This window comes from Gluconacetobacter sp. (assembly GCF_047721585.1).
GTDB lineage: Bacteria > Pseudomonadota > Alphaproteobacteria > Acetobacterales > Acetobacteraceae > Gluconacetobacter > Gluconacetobacter dulcium.
The window spans coordinates 1-15,703 of the sequence record NZ_JBDNXE010000100.1; the positions used below are offsets into that span (position 1 = coordinate 1).

Sequence of the window (15,703 nt, forward strand, 5' to 3'; positions counted from 1 at the left end):
CGACGACATTCAAACTTCCGCACAGGCCGGTAATCGCCCGGATGATTGCCGCGCCCTCCCCCTCCCCCCCAGGCAGGGCGGGGGCGCGGCGGCGGGCCGGCGAGGCGACGCGGCCGCGGGCGCCGGTGATGGCGGGTGGCGGGCAGGAGTTGGGGCGGCGCGGCGGCACGCCCGCCCTGCCGGCGATCGCCGCGATGGCCGAGGCTGCGGTGGAGGCTGTCGGGGCGCTGGCGAACGCGGACGCGGCATCCGTCATGGCGGGCTGGCGCGATGCGATCGAGGCGGCGGCGGTGGCAGTGGGGGCCGTGGCCTGCGGGGGGGCTGCGCTGCGCCTGCCCAACACCATATCTCTTGCGCTTCCGGGGCGCGCTGCCCAGACGCAACTGATCGCGCTGGATCTGGCGGGGTTCGGGGTGTCGGCCGGCTCGGCCTGTTCGTCGGGCAAGGTGGCGCGGTCGCATGTGCTGGACGCGATGGGGCTGGGGCCGCTGGCAGGCGAGGCCATCCGGGTTTCGCTGCCCTGGACGACGCGGGAGGATGAGGTGATGCGCTTTATCGACGCCTATCGCGCAATGGCGGCCCGGCTGCCTGCGCGCCGCGCGACGCTGGAGGAGGCGGGGGCATGACAGCGGACATTTCCGGCGCGGACAGGCGGCCGCTCTATCTGGATTATCAGGCTACCACGCCCTGCGACCCGGAGGTGGTGGCGGCGATGATGCCCTGGTTTGCCGAGGATTTCGGCAACCCGCACAGCGTGGACCACGCGATGGGCCGGCAGGCGCGCGACGCGGTGGAGGCGGCGCGGGCGGAGGTCGCGGCGCTTCTGGGAGCGGATGAGCGCGAGATCGTGTTCACCTCCGGTGCGACCGAGGCCAACAATATCGCCATCAAGGGCGCGGTGCGCCATCTGGCGGCGCGGGGCGATGCGCGGCGGCGCGTCGTCACCGTGGCGACCGAGCATAAATGCGTGCTGGAATCGGTGCGCGACCTAGCGGCGGAAGGGTTCGAGCCGGTGATCCTGCCGGTGGGGGCGGACGGGCGGCTGGACCCGGCGGTGCTGCGCGCGGCGCTGGCGGTGCCGACCCTGCTGGTCAGCATCATGGCGGCGAATAACGAGACCGGCGTGCTGCATGACATGGCCGCCCTGGCGCCGGAGGTGCGCGCGGCGGGCGCGCTGCTGCACAGCGACGTGGCGCAGGCGGCGGGCAAGGTGGCGCTGGATGTGCGGGCGATGGACTTCGATCTGGCATCGGTTTCCGCTCACAAGCTCTACGGGCCGAAGGGCGTGGGGGCGCTGTATGTCCGTCGGCGGCCGCGCGTGCGGCTGGCGCCGCTGTTCTCGGGCGGCGGGCAGGAGCGGGGGCTGCGCTCGGGCACGCTGGCCACGCCGCTGCTGGTGGGATTCGGTGAGGCCTGCCGCATCGCGCGGGCGGTGCGCGTGGAGGAAGCACGACGGATGGCAGGGCTGCGCGACGGTTTGCTGAACCGTTTGCAGGCGGCCATTCCGGGTGTGGTGGTCAATGGCTCCATGGCTCATCGGTTGCCGGCCAACCTCAATCTGCGGTTCCCCGACGTGCGGGCACTGGATGTGATCGCGCGGGCGCCTGACCTGTGCGTTTCCACCGGATCGGCCTGTTCTTCGGCCGAACTCGTACCGTCCTATGTGCTGACCGCGATGGGGCTGGATGCCGATGCGGCCGCGCGAAGCTTGCGTCTGGCGGTGGGACGCTATACCTCAGCCGCCGATATGGATCGCGCGGCGGCGATCCTGTGCCGGGCGGTGGCGGATGCGCGCGCGGCGGGGGTCGCCGCCCTTCACCCCACTGATGACGACACGGCCAGGATAGCAGAATGCCGCATATGATTTTCATCGAGCATGACGGAACCCGCCGCGAGGTCGACGCACCGGTCGGCCTGTCGGTTCTGGAGATCGCCCACAAGCACGGGGTCGATCTGGAAGGCGCGTGCGAGGGCTCGCTGGCCTGCGCCACCTGCCACGTCGTGGTGGACCCGGAATGGGCGCCGAAGCTGGCCGAGCCGACCGAGGATGAGGAAGACATGCTGGACCTGGCCTTCGGGCTGGAAAAGACGTCCCGCCTGGGTTGCCAGATCGTGATGACCGATGCCCTGGACGGGCTGGTCGTGCGCCTGCCTCGTACGGCCTGAGTGCCGGCCCGGAAACGTACGACGGCCGTGCCGCTTGCGCGGCACTCTCGCTCACCAGCCCACGTTTCCGGGCCGACATTTGATACCAAGGGGGTTTGATTGATGCGGATCATGGTCGCTATGTCGGGCGGCGTGGACAGCAGCGTGGTTGCCGCGCGTCTGGTGGCCGAGGGCCACGAGGTCGTGGGCGCCACGTTGCAGCTCTATGATTCGCGGGCCAGCGCACGCAAGGGTGCGTGCTGCGCGGGGCGCGATATCCATGACGCGCGTCGTGTGGCCGACCGGCTTGGCATTCCGCACTATGTCATCGACGCCGAAAGCCGGTTTCGCGAGAGCGTGATCGAGACGTTTGCCAGCGCCTATGCCAGCGGCGAAACCCCGGTGCCGTGCGTGGCCTGCAATCAGGGCGTGAAGTTTACCGACCTGCTGGGCATGGCGCGCGATCTGGGCGTGGATGCGATGGCGACCGGCCATTATGTTCGCCGCATCGAAGGGGCGGCCGGGCCGGAACTGCATCGCCCGGTCGATGCGTCCCGCGATCAGTCGTGGTTTCTGTTCGCGACCACGCGCGAGCAGCTCGATTTCCTGCGTTTCCCGTTGGGCGACATGCCGGACAAGGCCGCCGTGCGGGCCGAGGCCGAACGCTTCGGGCTGGAGGTCGCCGCCAAACCCGATAGCCAGGATCTGTGTTTCGTCTCCGATGGTTCGTATGCGGAAGTGGTCGAAAAGCTGCGTCCCGAGATGGCGGGCAGCGGCGAGATCGTGGACGAAACCGGCCGGGTGGTGGGTCAGCATGATGGCGTGACCCGCTTTACTGTCGGGCAGAGCCGCCGGTTGGGCAACGCCGCGATGCGCGACGGCGAGCGGCAGATGGTGGTGGGGATCGAGCCGGCGGCGCGCCGGGTGGTGATCGGCCCGCGTGCGCGCGGCGCGGTGCATGAGGTCTCGCTACGGAACATGAACTGGCTGATTCCGCCGCCGGAAGAGGATCTGCGCTGCATGGTGCAGATCCGTGCGCGCGAAGAGGTGCGGGCGGCGACCGTGCGACGGACGGCGGATGGTGCCCTCGTGACGCTGGACGAGCCGGCGATGCCCGCACCGGGGCAGGCCTGTGTGCTGTATGATGGCAGCCGGGTGTTGGGTGGCGGGTTCATCCGGCGGCGGGAGCCGGTAGCCTCTTCTTTTTCTGAAGAAAAAGAAGCAAAAAGACTTTGATTCGTTAAAGAGCCTCGGACGCCCCCAGCATAAGGCGCCCTCAACGGATCAAAAGTTTTTTGGTTCTTTTTTTCAAAAAAGAACAAGAACTCTCGCAAGGGGTAACCACCATGGCGGACGGCAAACTCTATATCGGCACCCGGCGCTATTCCTCCTGGTCGCTCCGTGGCTGGCTGGCCGTGCACCTGGCGGGGCTGGATGTCGAGGACGTGGTGATTCCGCTAGCCGGCGGCGGTGGCACGATTGCGATCAAGGCGGTCTCGCCCAACGGGATGGTGCCCTATCTGGAGCATCGCGGCGCCCGTGTGTGGGAAAGCCTGGCGATCGGCGAATATTGCGCCGAGATAACGCCTGCCCTGTGGCCGCCGGACCGGCTGGCGCGGGCGCATGCGCGCAGCATCGCCGCTGAAATGCATGCCGGCTTCCGGCCGCTGCGCATGGCCCTGCCGATGAATCTGGGCCGCCATGGCCGACCGCTGGCGGGAGGGCTGGCCGATGATGTGCAGGCCGATATCGCGCGGATCGACGCCCTGCTGTCGGGCACCCGTGCCGCGTTCGGGCAGGGCGGCCCGTATCTGTTCGGAGCCGACCTGACGGTGGCCGATGCGATGTTCGCGCCGGTGATCGCCCGCTTCCTGGGTTATGGTGTGCAACTGTCGACGGTGGCGGCCGATTACGCGGCCCTGCTGCGGGCGCACCCGCTGATGGCGCGCTGGTATGACGATGCGGCCCGCGAGCCGGAAGCGTGGCATCTCGAACGGTTCGAGACCCTGGCCTGAACGGTCGGTGATGCGGAGCGCACCGGTCCTGACCGTCCTGCCGCCGCGCGAGCGCTTCGCGCCTGGGCACGCAGGCGCGATCAGCCTGCTGGTGCATAGGCTGGCCGCGCCCGGCGATATCGTGGTCGGATCGCCTGTCGAACAACCTTTTGCCGACGTGGAGTTTCTGGCGGTACATCGCGTGCCATGGATCGTCTGGCCCCGCAGCACGGTAGGGCGTTATTCGGCCGGCGTGGCACGGATCGTGCGTCAGGTCAGGCCGGGGCTGGTCGAAATCCACAATCGGCCCGATATCGCCCTGTCATTGGCAGGCTGCTTTCCCGACCTGCCCATGACGTTGACCCTTCATAACGATCCGCGCGGGATGCGGGGGGCGATGTCTCCCGCACAGCGGGCCACGCTGGCACGGCGCATGCGGGTCATCGTTGTGTCGGACTGGGTGCGCCAATGCTTTGCCGAGGGGCTGTCCGATGTCGCGGTGACGGTGATGCCGAACTGCATCGACATGGCTTCCCTGCCGCCGCCACTGCCTGTGGCGGCGCGCGAGCCGACGATCCTGTTTGCCGGACGGGTGGTGGCGGACAAGGGGGCGGATGCGTTCGTCGTCGCCTGTGGGGAGGTGCTGCCGCATCTGCCGGGGTGGCGGGCACGCATGATCGGGGCCGATCGGTTCGGCGAAGACTCGCCCGAGACATCGTTTCTGCGGACGCTGCGCCCTGCCGCACAAGCGGCCGGAGTCGAGATGACAGGGTATCTGCCGCATGCGCAGGTGCTGGAAGAGATGGTGCGGGCCGCGATCGTCGTGGTGCCCAGCCGCTGGGCCGAGCCATTCGGCCTGACGGCCCTCGAGGCGATGGCCTGTGGAGCAGCGCTGGTCGCTTCGCCGGTCGGCGGGTTGCCGGATCTGGTGGGCGATGCGGCGATTCTGGCACCGCCGGACCCTGTGGCCGGGTTGGCGGCGGCGATCGACGATCTGGCAGCCTCACCCGAGCGGCGGGCCGCGCTCTCGGTGCGTGGGCGTGCGCGGGCGGCGCTATTCGATTGCGTGGCGGCGCGTGAGAGGCTGGGCGCTCTGCGTCGGGCTGCTGTCGCAGGACGACTGCCGGATGGTTTGTGATCGTCTATAACTGCGGCAGGGTCTGTTCGACCTCGTTCAGGGCACGTTGGGCGGCCTGGATGTCGCTGTCCGGTTGTTTCTTCAGGTGGTGCCTTGCTGCATAGAGCAGGGCTTCCATCTGCTTTGCCAGCGTCCGCACGCTCTGCTGGAAAGCCTGATTGTCGTTTGTTGCCGTGGCACCTTGTCCGGTCTGCGAAGTGCTTCCGGATGCGGGATCGGGGGAAGCGGTCTGGTCTGGAACATCCGGAGTGCTCTGATGGTCTTGCGCCGGGGGCTGCGCCGTGGTCGTGACCATGGCGCCGATGTTGGCAAGGCTGGGGGCCGATCCCTGATTCTGCGCATATTGTTGCACGGCGACCACAAGCTGATGGGCGAGTTGCGCCAGTTCGCCGGCCAGGGCCTTCGGCGACGTGAAGGCCTCCATGAGCATCAATTGCCGGATCTGCGCGGTGAGGCGATCGACCCATTGTTCGGCCATGGCCCGGATGGTTCGCCTGCTGGACTGGATATCCTGATCCAGCCGCGCGAGCGCCGTCTGTGACGAGGACTGGCTGCTTTCCCCATGGGTAGGCGAGCCGGTTAGAAAAGCCAGGCCTGCCTGCGACAGCGTGATGATGTCCGATGATGCCTCGGCCCGATCCGGCTGGCCGGAGGTGGTGACGAAGACGATTTCGCCTTCCGCGATGTCGGCCGAAGAATAGGTGCCGGTCTGGGTGGTGACGGAGGAAACGGGCATCGTTCTATCCCTTGAAGCTCCCGGAGTGTTCGGAAGAATCGTTAACGGGTGGTTAATGGTGCTCGGTGCGGGATGGGGGCGTCGGCAGGGTACGCGCCGTTTCCCTTCACACGGGGGATGGGATGGACGCGCGGGGACGCCTATATGCTGAAGCGAATATGGACGCATGGACAGGAGACGACATGTCTGAGACCCAAGCGGCGACCGGCGACGGGCTGGTGCCGGTCACGGTGCTGACCGGCTTTCTCGGTGCCGGAAAGACGACGCTGCTCAATCATATCCTGACGGCCGAACACGGGCGGAAATACGCCGTCGTGATCAACGAGTTCGGCGAACTGGGTGTGGATAACGACCTCGTGGTGGATGCCGACGAGGAAGTGTTCGAAATGAACAATGGCTGCATCTGCTGCACCGTGCGGGGCGACCTGATCCGCATCCTGGGCAGCCTGATGAAGCGGCGCACGAAGTTCGACGGCATCATCGTCGAGACCACGGGACTGGCCGATCCGGCACCCGTCGCGCAGACTTTCTTCGTCGACGAGGATGTGCGCGGCAAGACGCGGCTGGATGCGGTCGTGACCGTGGTCGATGCGCTGAACATGGTGCAGACTCTGGAGGAAAGCCCCGAGGCGGTGAACCAGATCGCCTTCGCTGATGTGATCATCGTGAACAAGACCGATCTGGCGGACGAGGCGACGCTGGCTGCCATCGAGGCGCGTATCCGCACCATCAACCCGGTCGCCCGCCTGCATCGCGCCCAGCGCGGCAATGTGGCGCTGGCCGAGGTGCTGGATCAGGGCGGGTTCGACCTGGCGCGGGCGCTGGAACATGCGCCGCATTTCCTGGAGGACACCAGCCATTCGCATGAGGAGAACGTGACCTCGGTCTCCTATGTGGTGGAAGAGCCGCTGGATGCCGCGAAATTCCAGGCGTGGATCGGTGCGGTGCTTCAGGAGCAGGGGGCGGATATCCTGCGGGCCAAGGGCATCATGAACTATGAGGGCGAGGACCGGCGTTTCGCCTTCCAGGCCGTGCATATGATGGCCGATGGCGGGTTCATCGGGCCGTGGAAAGAGGGCGAAAAGAAGGAATCCCGCCTGGTGATGATCGGCCGCAACCTCAACCGCCCGCGCCTGCGCCGCGGTTTCGAGAACTGCCGCGCACGATGACGGGGATGCAAACCGAGAGCGGAGCCCCGGCCGGGCTACTCGAACGGCGGGGCGCCACGCGCACGCTCGATGGCCATGTCATCGGCTGCGTGGCGTCGCGCGACAGCAACCAGTTCGCCTTCGCCACCGCCGAGGGTGATGTGGTGCTGGCGACGCGCGGGGATTTCGCCAACGCCGCCGCGTGGCAGGTGCAGACGGTGCATGACGGCGCGATCCTCTGCCTGGCGCCGGACGCCGCGCCGAGCGGCTTCCTGACCGGCGGCGACGATTCCACGCTGCGCCGGATCGGCGCGGACGGCGCGGTGACCGACCTGGTGCGTGGTCGACGCTGGATCGAGCATGTCACCACCTGGATCGACGCCAAGGGTACGCCGAAATCGGGCGTCATCGCCTTTGCCTCCGGCAAGCAGGTGGAACTGCGCGATGCGGCCGGCACGACGACGCTGAAGGTGCTGGAGCATCCCTCCACCGTCAGCGGCCTGACCTTCGATGCCAAGGGCAAGCGGGTGGCGGCGTCGCACTATAACGGGGCGTCGATGTGGTTCGTGCAGGCCAAGGTCGACAATCCCCGGCGGCTGGACTGGAAGGGCAGCCATACCGGCATCATCATCCATCCGGGCGGCGACGCGCTGGTGACCAGCATGCAGGAAAACGAACTGCATGGCTGGCGGCTGGCCGACGGGCACAACATGCGCATGAGCGGCTATCCGGCCAAGGTGCAGTCGATGGCGTTTTCGCGCACCGGCAAATGGCTGGTGACCAGCGGGGCGGACAGCGTGGTGATGTGGCCGTTCTTTGGTGGCGGCCCGATGGGCAAGGCACCGGTCGAACTGGCCGGAATGCCCGGCGTGATCTGCCGGCGCGTAGCGTGCCATCCGGTGCATGAGATCGTGGCCGCAGGCTTTGCCGACGGCACGATCCTGCTGGAAGATGCTGCGGCGCAGAAGGTCCTGCCGGTGCGCGATGCCGGCGGCGGGGCGATCTCGGCGCTGGCCTTCAGCCCTGACGGCACCGGCCTGGCATTCGGGACCGAAGACGGTGCGATCGGGATCGTGGATCTGGCAGCCCGCTAAAGGCTGTGGGGCGTGCGCGCAGGCAAGCGGGCGCGCCTCTTTCAGCGTCTCTCGTTCACGAAGCGCGTTCGCCGTTGGTCGGGGCGGGCAGGGCGGTGCCCCCCTCGGGTTTCGGCGTTTCGGCCGGCGGCGCCTGTTCTACCACCGAGAGGAATTTCTCGGCCAGTGCGCTATAGAGCGAGCGGGAGCAGATCATGCGGGAGACGGCATAGGCGAGGAACGACGTGGCGAGCAGTGCCAGCGTCACCTGCTGGTTGTCCGACATTTCCATCACGATCACGCTCGCCGTCAGCGGCGCCTGCACCACGGCCGAGAAATAGGCCACGGTGCCCAGAAGGACCACCGCGCCGGGCGTGGTGTGCGGCAGGAACTGCGCGACCCAGCCGCCGATGCCTGCCCCGATGGCCAGAGACGGCGCGAACAGCCCGCCCGGAATGCCGGAACAGTACGATACGATGGTGGCAAGGTATTTCAGGATGAAGAACGATGCCGGATAGCTTGTCTGCCCGGCGATGATCTCGCGCGCCTGAAGATAGCCCGTTCCGTAGGTAATCCCGCCCGAAGCGATCCCGAGAATGGCCAGCACCAGGCCGCAGCTTGCGGCGAAGGCGATCGGTCGGCGGACCACGAAGCGGCCAAGGATGCCCGGCAGGCCATGCTGCGAGGTCCGGATCAGGATGGCCGAAAACACACCGCCGCTGATGCCGCCCAGAATGCCGCAGGTCAGCACCGCCATCCAGCTTATGCCGATCGGGACGACGACGTCAGTATGGCCGAAATAGGTATAATTGCCGACCAGTGCGATGGCGGTGACACCCGACAGGATCACGCCCGTCAGCATTGTGCCGCTGGTGCGTTGTTCGAAGGAATGGCTCAGTTCCTCGATCGCGAACACGATTCCGCCCAGCGGCGTATTGAAGGCCGCCGACACGCCGGATGCCCCGCCGGCCAGGATCAGTCCGCGCCGGACACTGACCGTCGATAGGTTAAGCCACCGCCCGAAATTATGCATGATGGCCGCACCGACCTGTACCGTCGGTCCTTCGCGCCCGATCGAGGCGCCAGCCAGCAGGCCCAGCGTGGTCAGCAGGATCTTGCCGAAGGCGATACGCAGCGACAGCAGCCGGTCGACGATGGTGAAATTTTCCAGGTGAAGGGCGGCGATCGTCTGCGGAATGCCCGAACCCTGGGCCCCCCGGAACCATGTGCGCGTCAGCCAGGTCGACAGCGCCAGCCCGGCGGGGGTCAGCGCCAGCATGATCCACGGGTCCCACGCGACCAGCCGGGTCCGGAGCGCGGCCGCGCTGTCCGCCGCCGTCGCGAAGCCGACCGCCACCACGCCGACCAGCACCGCGGCCGCCCAGTAGACGATCTTGCGGCGCCATTGCGCGGTCGTGACCCGGGCGGAACGGCGCAGATGTCGCATATGACGGATGCGCAGTTCGGTCAGGTCGGTTTTCATCGTCGCGTGTCCAGGGCAATAGCCTCTCCGAACGGTGTCCGGGTGGCGATGGCGGTTACGTACCGCCCTTTACTCCGTATATGTCGGCCGTTTCCACAGGAACCGTGTCCTTATCCGCGACCGGAGAGGGAGGCTGTGTTGTCACCGACACAAGGGAACTACCGCGGAATCGCGATCCCGCAATGCTTCGCCTTGCGTTCCGGCTCGACATGGATGTGGATCAGGGCCTCGCCTATGCGCGCGCGCAGCGCGGCCTCGATCCGGTCGCAGATCTCGTGCGCGGCATCCACGCTCATGGCGCCGGGGACGACGAGGTGAAACTCCACGAAGGCCATGGCCCCGACGATGCGGGCACGCAGGTCGTGCGCCTCGATCGCGCCATGTCCGCTGGCGGCGATGACCTGGCGGATCGTCTCCAGCGTCTCGGCGGCGGGCGCTTCGTCCATCAGGCCGGCGATGGATTCGCGCATCATGCCCCAGCCCACCCGTAGCACATTGAGGGCGATCAGCCCTGCCAGCAGCGGGTCGATCCACGGCCAGCCGGTCAGGGGGATCAGGATGAAGCCGCCCACCAGTCCGACGGTGGTCCAGACATCGGACATGACATGCTGGCCAGCCGCGACCAGGGTAGGCGAGCGTTTCGCCCGCCCCGCCCGCAGCAGAACCAGCGCCCACGCCAGGTTCAGCACCCCGGCCGAGCCGTTCAGTGCGATGCCCAGCAGCGGGGCATCAGGCAGGCTGGGACGCTGCCAGTCGATCCATGCTTCGCGGCCGATGACGAAGGCCGTGACCAGTACCAGCACGCCCTCGGCCACGGCCGAGAGATATTCGGCCTTGTAATGGCCGTACGTATGGTTGTCGTCCGCCGGTAGGCTGGCGATATGCAGCGCCCACAGGCCTGTCAGGGCGGCGACGACGTTGATGATCGTCTCGACGGCATCGGAATAGAGTGCGATCGAGCCGGTGACGCGCCATGCTGCGTATTTCAGGCCCAGTGCCGCGATGCTGACGCCAAGACTGGTCCAGGCCAACGCGGTCTTGCTGATGTCCGGCATGCGGTCAGGGTACGCTTGCGTCGGCCAGCACGCAGCGGGTGGCGTAGGACTGGGTTTCGATCTGAAAGGTCGGGTGACCGATGCTGAAGCGGGTGCGCAGCGTCTCGGTCGCATCGCTCAGCAGCGTGTCGTCGGCCGGGACGGCGCAGACCAGATGCACGGTCAGTGCGGTTTCGGTGGTGCTGATCGGCCAGATATGCAGGTCGTGCAGGTCCTCCACGCCCGGCAAGGCGCGCAGATAGGCTTCCACGCCCGTGCGGTCGATGCTGCGGGGCACGCGGTCCAGCGCCATGTCCAGCGAATCGCGCAGCAGAGACCAGGTGCCGGCGACGATGGCGCAGGACAGTGCCAGGCCCACGATCGGGTCCAGTCGGACCCAGCCGGTATAGTAGATGACCGCCCCCGCGACCACGACACCGGCCGACATCACCGTATCGGCCAGCATATGCAGGAAGGCACCGCGAATGTTCAGGTCGTCGCCGCCATGGGCGAACAGCAGCGTCGTGGCACCATTGACCACGATTCCTCCCGCCGCCACGGCCATGATCGTGCCGCCCGGAACGGCCGCGGGTTCGATCAGGCGCAGGATCGATTCCCAGACGATGCCGCCGGTCACCAGCAGCAGCGCCACGGCATTGCCCAGTGCCGCGAGGATCGAGGACCGCCGCAGCCCATAGGTAAATTCGGCACTGGGCGCGCGCCTCGACAGTGTATGCGCCAGCCACGCCGCCGCCAGTGCCAGCACATCGGAGAGGTTGTGCCCCGCATCGGCCAGCAAGGCCAGCGCGTGAGAACTGACGCCCCAGGCGGCCTCAGCGATCACGTAGACTAGGTTGAGCCCGATCCCCCAGGCGAAAGCGGCGCCGAACGACGTGGGCGCATGGACATGCCCATGTCCGTGATGTCCATGATGGTCATGGTCATGGTCATGGTCATGGTCATGGTCATGGTCATGGTCATGGTCATGGTTGCAGGCGTGCGCCCCGTTCGGCCCGGTATGCCCGTGCGCGGATGAGGAATCGTGCGAATGGGCCATGGATGCGGGTTCTCCTCGAACGGCGGCTTTCTCTATCAGAAGCATTGCCCCGGGGGCCAGTCCCGCGTTCTTTCGTCATGGCAACCGGTCGTGATAAGGCACGGCGCATGGTTGCCGGTTGCTCCGGCCGCCTTTGCACACTCTCGTAATCCCACGCACGGATGCTCCGCCCCGTATGATCCGATTGACCGAAATCAGGCTTCCCCTCGACCATCAGCCCGATGCGCTGGTGGCGGAAATCGTGCGCCGACTGGGTATCGCGGGCGAGGATTTGCTGGGCCATACGATCTTCCGGCGTGGCTATGACGCGCGGCGGCGGGGGGCGATCACGCTGGTCTATACGGTCGATTGTGCGGTGCGGGACGAGGACGCCGTCCTGGCGCGTCTGGCCGGGACGCCGCATGTCGGTGTCGCGCCCGACACCGAATATCATTTCGTCCTGCGCGATGGCGCCGATTTTGCCGACCGGCCGGGCTATCGGCGCCCGGTGGTGATCGGGGCAGGGCCGTGCGGCCTGCTAGCCGGTCTTCTGCTGGCACAGATGGGCCTGCGCCCGCTGATCCTGGAACGGGGCAAGGTGGTGCGCGAGCGCACCGTCGATACCTTCGCGCTGTGGCGTAAATCGGTGCTGACGCCCGAGAGCAACGTGCAGTTCGGCGAAGGCGGTGCCGGCACGTTCTCCGACGGCAAACTATACAGCCAGGTTAGCGATCCGCGCCATTACGGGCGCAAGGTGCTGCATGAATTCGTCAAGGCGGGTGCGCCGGAAGAGATCCTGTACCTCTCCAAGCCGCATATCGGCACCTTTCGCCTCGTGTCGATGGTCGAGCATATCCGCGCCGAGATCGAGGCGCTGGGCGGCACCTACCGGTTCGATACCCGCGTCGAGGATATCCTGCTGGCCACGGATGATACGGGCGCGCGACGAATCGCGGGGCTGCGCCTGGCCGATGGCGAGGAGATCGCGGCCGATCATGTCGTGCTCGCGGTCGGCCATAGCGCGCGCGATACGTTCACGATGCTGCATGGCCACGGCGTGGCCATGGCGGCCAAGCCCTTTTCCATCGGTGTGCGAATCGAACATCCGCAATCGGTGATCGACGCGGCGCGGTTCGGCGCGCAGGCGGGCAACCCGCTGCTGGGGGCGGCGGATTACCGGCTGGTGCATCACGCCTCCAATGGGCGCGCGGTCTATTCCTTCTGCATGTGCCCCGGCGGCACGGTGGTGGCCGCGACCTCGGAGGAAGGGCGCGTGGTCACCAACGGCATGAGCCAGTATTCCCGCGCCGAGCGCAACGCCAATGCCGGGATCGTGGTCGGTGTGACGCCCGAGGCCGACTACCCCGGCGGCCCGCTGGCCGGCATCGCCTTCCAGCGGCATTGGGAGCGTCAGGCATTTCTCGCGGGCGGGGGCGACTACCGCGCACCCGCGCAGCGTGTAGGCGACTTTCTCGCCGGCCGACCCTCCACCCATCTCGGCACGGTCGAGCCCAGCTACCGCCCCGGTGTCACGCCGACCGACCTCGCCACCTGCCTGCCGGAGTTCGTGGTGCTGGCGATGCGTGAGGCACTGGCTGCATTCGGCGGACAGCTTGACGGGTTCGACATGGCGGACGCGGTGCTGACGGGCGTGGAAACCCGCACATCCTCGCCACTGCGCATCCCGCGCGGCCCGGACGGGCAATGCACCAACGTCGCCGGCCTGTATCCGGCGGGCGAGGGGGCGGGCTATGCCGGTGGCATCCTCTCGGCGGCCATCGACGGCATCCGCGTGGCCGAAGCCGTCGCCCTGACCATGGCGGGCCGCCCGGTAGATGGGCTGATCCGCCAGACCATGACCCGCAGCGCCCAGGCCCAGTAACAGCCAGTCTGGATATGCAGGGCCGGTGATAATCCGACGCGCATTTCCAAACGGGCTTTCAGCATCTGCGCTCTTCCTGCCTGACTGGCGAAGGGGGAAGGGCGCGGAAATCACCTATTTCCCGAACCGCCGCTGCAACTGAAAGAGATGCACTGCCGGCCAGAAACCGAGAATGGCCGCCACCAGCAGCGACATGCGCAGGGCATCGGTGCTGAAATGCGGCGTCAGCATATCGCTGATCCATCCGAAAAGTGGCGGCCCGACCCCGATACCGATTGCATTGGCCAGCAGCGCATACATCCCCATTGCGGCTGCCCGGCGATGCGCCGGCACCACGCTCGGGATCGCCCCGTAAAGCGGGCCGGTGCACAGGGCCGAGAGCGTCGATGTCAGCGCCAGCATCGTCAGCGACAGATCGAGCGAATGCGTCAGCACCTGGATGATCTGAAAAGGCTGTGCAATCAGATAAGCCCAGAAGGCGAACCGCATCGCTCCTCGAAAACCGAAGCGGGATGCCACAAGATCCGCGATCGGCCCGCCGAGAAAGGTCCCGACCACGCTCGCAATCCCGATGCCGATGCCAAACCACGCCCCGGCCTGCCCCGACGACAGGCCGAAAGAGCGCATGTAGAACGAAACACCCCACAAGGTGATGCCGTAACCCACGACCTGACTGGTGACACCATAGAACAGCAGGTCGCGCAGCGGCCGGTTGGCGAACAACGCGCGCCACGATTCCGCTTCGCGCGCTGCATGCACAAGGCGAGGCTCGCGGACGAACAGAACCATCAGGATCGCGACCGGAATCCCCGCCAGCCCGACCGTCGTAAATGTCATGCGCCAGCCGACATGTTCGACCAGCCAGCCACCCCCCGCCAGCCCGATGATATAGCCAAGATAGGATATGCCATAGGCAATCGAAAACGAGGTGCTGCGCTTCTCGGAGGTCGAATAAGCCGCATTCAGCGCGGCGGACGAAGGCGAGAACGCAGCCTGCCCCAACCCCACGCACACACGGGCAGCCGCCATGCTGGCGATACCATGTGTGTGCCCCATCAGGGCGGTTGCGACACTCCACAGCGCAATGCCGAACGACGCCATGCGCGCCGCAAACCCCCGATCGGAAATCAGCGCGAACGGCACGATCATCATACCATAAAGCAGTGCGAAGGCCGTCCCCCCCAGCAGCCCCACCGTGGCGTCCGACATATGCAGATCATGCTTGATCGCGTCATTCGCCGTCGAAAACACAAACCGATCGATAAAATCGAGCATACCGGCGACACCGAGCAGCAGAATGACAGTGGGCAACCAACCACGCTTGCCCAGACGGCTCTCTGAACTCTTTCCGCTCATGCCCGACGCCCGAATGGCAAGGATTTGTAGTGTGTCATCAAATGCTTTCATTTTTGTTCCTGGCTTCAACCCGTAGCACAGTCAGGAAAGCTGCGGATAATCTGCCATGGCGGTGGCCCATGTGCCGGACGATGTCCAGTTTGCCAGTAAACCGTCCCTGGCCACCGCGAGGTCGGGTCGAGGCTGTGCCCCGTGGCGTGGTGCAGGAGCACCGATGCTCGACGGGCTTGAGGAGATCAGGCGAGCATAACTGGCAGGCTGACGGTGTGATTATGGCTCAGGGCGGCCAGACCTTCCAGCGTCATGTAGCGGCGGCATACAGCCCATTCGTCGTTTTGTTCGAGCATCAGGGCTCCGACGAGGCAGATGATGGCAGCCTCGTTGGGGAAAATCCCGATGACGTCGCAGCGGCGCTTGATCTCCCGGTTGACCCGCTCGATCGGGTTGGTGGAGGATATGTGTGTCCAGTGTTCCTGGGGAAAGCCCATGTAGGCCAGAACATCAGCTTCTGTCCGCTCCATGAACTCCGCGAGTTTCGCGAAACCGTCACGTAGCTTGTCCGTGACGTGCCGCCATTGGCGCGATGCATCATCCGCTGTCTCCTGAGCAAAGATCGTGCGCAGTGAACCGCCCCGGGTTTACCGGAGAGTAAAACACTCAAAGGATGAGCCCTATGAC

The 15,703-nt window shown here is 66.5% G+C and carries 13 protein-coding genes and 2 pseudogenes; 9 read left to right on the top strand and 6 right to left on the bottom strand.

Annotation, left to right across the window (positions count from 1 at the left end; all coding sequences use genetic code 11):
• The 6 genes and pseudogenes from ABF821_RS15585 to ABF821_RS15610 all read left to right on the top strand — a co-directional run.
• A pseudogene (locus tag ABF821_RS15585) lies at nucleotides 1–626 on the top strand (cysteine desulfurase); the annotation flags it as partial.
• A complete protein-coding gene (locus tag ABF821_RS15590; RefSeq protein WP_415530657.1) occupies nucleotides 623–1,864 on the top strand; it encodes a cysteine desulfurase family protein in 1,242 nt (413 codons plus the stop codon). The pseudogene ABF821_RS15585 and the gene ABF821_RS15590, both read left to right, overlap by 4 nt.
• The gene (locus ABF821_RS15595) at nucleotides 1,852–2,166 is read left to right on the top strand and encodes a ferredoxin family 2Fe-2S iron-sulfur cluster binding protein (protein ID WP_182966579.1); all 315 of its coding nucleotides are present in this window, start codon (nucleotides 1,852–1,854) and stop codon (nucleotides 2,164–2,166) included. Before ABF821_RS15590 ends, ABF821_RS15595 begins: the two co-directional genes overlap by 13 nt.
• Before the next feature lie 102 nt (nucleotides 2,167–2,268).
• Nucleotides 2,269–3,381: a tRNA 2-thiouridine(34) synthase MnmA gene (gene mnmA, locus ABF821_RS15600; RefSeq protein WP_182974081.1), complete on the top strand. Its 1,113-nt coding sequence runs from the start codon at nucleotides 2,269–2,271 to the stop codon at nucleotides 3,379–3,381.
• A 110-nt stretch (nucleotides 3,382–3,491) separates the two neighbouring features.
• A complete protein-coding gene (locus tag ABF821_RS15605; RefSeq protein ID WP_182974080.1) occupies nucleotides 3,492–4,160 on the top strand; it encodes a glutathione S-transferase family protein in 669 nt (222 codons plus the stop codon).
• Between the two features lie 10 nt (nucleotides 4,161–4,170).
• Nucleotides 4,171–5,277: a glycosyltransferase family 4 protein gene (locus ABF821_RS15610; protein ID WP_415530659.1), complete on the top strand. Its 1,107-nt coding sequence runs from the start codon at nucleotides 4,171–4,173 to the stop codon at nucleotides 5,275–5,277.
• A 4-nt stretch (nucleotides 5,278–5,281) separates the two neighbouring features.
• Here ABF821_RS15610 and ABF821_RS15615 read toward each other — a convergent pair whose 3' ends face one another.
• Entirely contained in the window at nucleotides 5,282–6,013 is a 732-nt protein-coding gene (locus ABF821_RS15615; protein WP_415530660.1) for a hypothetical protein, read from the bottom strand.
• A gap of 182 nt (nucleotides 6,014–6,195) precedes the next feature.
• Between ABF821_RS15615 and ABF821_RS15620 the strand changes: the two genes are divergently transcribed.
• Together ABF821_RS15620 and ABF821_RS15625 are read left to right on the top strand one after the other, a co-directional pair.
• A complete protein-coding gene (locus ABF821_RS15620; RefSeq protein WP_182974077.1) occupies nucleotides 6,196–7,182 on the top strand; it encodes a CobW family GTP-binding protein in 987 nt (328 codons plus the stop codon).
• A gap of 5 nt (nucleotides 7,183–7,187) precedes the next feature.
• Complete coding sequence (locus tag ABF821_RS15625) at nucleotides 7,188–8,255, top strand: WD40 repeat domain-containing protein (RefSeq protein ID WP_415530665.1); 1,068 nt, start codon at nucleotides 7,188–7,190, stop codon at nucleotides 8,253–8,255.
• A 55-nt stretch (nucleotides 8,256–8,310) separates the two neighbouring features.
• Here ABF821_RS15625 and ABF821_RS15630 read toward each other — a convergent pair whose 3' ends face one another.
• From ABF821_RS15630 to ABF821_RS15640, 3 genes are all read right to left on the bottom strand, one after another.
• Entirely contained in the window at nucleotides 8,311–9,681 is a 1,371-nt protein-coding gene (locus ABF821_RS15630; protein ID WP_415530666.1) for a chloride channel protein, read from the bottom strand.
• A 194-nt stretch (nucleotides 9,682–9,875) separates the two neighbouring features.
• Nucleotides 9,876–10,772, bottom strand: a complete 897-nt coding sequence (locus ABF821_RS15635; RefSeq protein WP_415530661.1) for a cation diffusion facilitator family transporter — start codon at nucleotides 10,770–10,772, stop codon at nucleotides 9,876–9,878.
• 4 nt (nucleotides 10,773–10,776) lie between these two features.
• The gene (locus tag ABF821_RS15640) at nucleotides 10,777–11,853 is read right to left on the bottom strand and encodes a cation diffusion facilitator family transporter (RefSeq protein ID WP_415530662.1); all 1,077 of its coding nucleotides are present in this window, start codon (nucleotides 11,851–11,853) and stop codon (nucleotides 10,777–10,779) included.
• A 130-nt stretch (nucleotides 11,854–11,983) separates the two neighbouring features.
• Here ABF821_RS15640 and ABF821_RS15645 point away from each other — a divergent pair, with 130 nt between their 5' ends.
• Nucleotides 11,984–13,669, top strand: coding sequence for an NAD(P)/FAD-dependent oxidoreductase (locus ABF821_RS15645; protein WP_415530663.1), 1,686 nt, complete (start codon nucleotides 11,984–11,986; stop codon nucleotides 13,667–13,669).
• 114 nt (nucleotides 13,670–13,783) lie between these two features.
• Here the strand turns inward: ABF821_RS15645 and ABF821_RS15650 are convergent, their stop codons facing one another.
• Entirely contained in the window at nucleotides 13,784–15,025 is a 1,242-nt protein-coding gene (locus tag ABF821_RS15650) for an MFS transporter (protein WP_415530664.1), read from the bottom strand.
• Nucleotides 15,026–15,261: 236 nt separating this feature from the next.
• Nucleotides 15,262–15,648, bottom strand: a pseudogene (locus ABF821_RS15655) (transposase); the annotation flags it as partial.
• Nucleotides 15,649–15,703: the final 55 nt, after the last annotated feature.

What these genes read in the sequence shown, in the direction of transcription:
- ABF821_RS15590 (WP_415530657.1), top strand. Translation starts at nt 623, where the DNA reads ATGACAGCGGACATTTCCGGCGCGGACAGGCGGCCGCTCTATCTGGAT.
- ABF821_RS15595 (WP_182966579.1), top strand. Translation starts at nt 1,852, where the DNA reads ATGCCGCATATGATTTTCATCGAGCATGACGGAACCCGCCGCGAGGTC.
- mnmA (WP_182974081.1), top strand. Translation starts at nt 2,269, where the DNA reads ATGCGGATCATGGTCGCTATGTCGGGCGGCGTGGACAGCAGCGTGGTT.
- ABF821_RS15605 (WP_182974080.1), top strand. Translation starts at nt 3,492, where the DNA reads ATGGCGGACGGCAAACTCTATATCGGCACCCGGCGCTATTCCTCCTGG.
- ABF821_RS15610 (WP_415530659.1), top strand. Translation starts at nt 4,171, where the DNA reads ATGCGGAGCGCACCGGTCCTGACCGTCCTGCCGCCGCGCGAGCGCTTC.
- ABF821_RS15615 (WP_415530660.1), bottom strand. Translation starts at nt 6,013, where the DNA reads ATGCCCGTTTCCTCCGTCACCACCCAGACCGGCACCTATTCTTCGGCC.
- ABF821_RS15620 (WP_182974077.1), top strand. Translation starts at nt 6,196, where the DNA reads ATGTCTGAGACCCAAGCGGCGACCGGCGACGGGCTGGTGCCGGTCACG.
- ABF821_RS15625 (WP_415530665.1), top strand. Translation starts at nt 7,188, where the DNA reads ATGCAAACCGAGAGCGGAGCCCCGGCCGGGCTACTCGAACGGCGGGGC.
- ABF821_RS15630 (WP_415530666.1), bottom strand. Translation starts at nt 9,681, where the DNA reads ATGCGACATCTGCGCCGTTCCGCCCGGGTCACGACCGCGCAATGGCGC.
- ABF821_RS15635 (WP_415530661.1), bottom strand. Translation starts at nt 10,772, where the DNA reads ATGCCGGACATCAGCAAGACCGCGTTGGCCTGGACCAGTCTTGGCGTC.
- ABF821_RS15640 (WP_415530662.1), bottom strand. Translation starts at nt 11,853, where the DNA reads ATGCTTCTGATAGAGAAAGCCGCCGTTCGAGGAGAACCCGCATCCATG.
- ABF821_RS15645 (WP_415530663.1), top strand. Translation starts at nt 11,984, where the DNA reads ATGATCCGATTGACCGAAATCAGGCTTCCCCTCGACCATCAGCCCGAT.
- ABF821_RS15650 (WP_415530664.1), bottom strand. Translation starts at nt 15,025, where the DNA reads ATGAGCGGAAAGAGTTCAGAGAGCCGTCTGGGCAAGCGTGGTTGGTTG.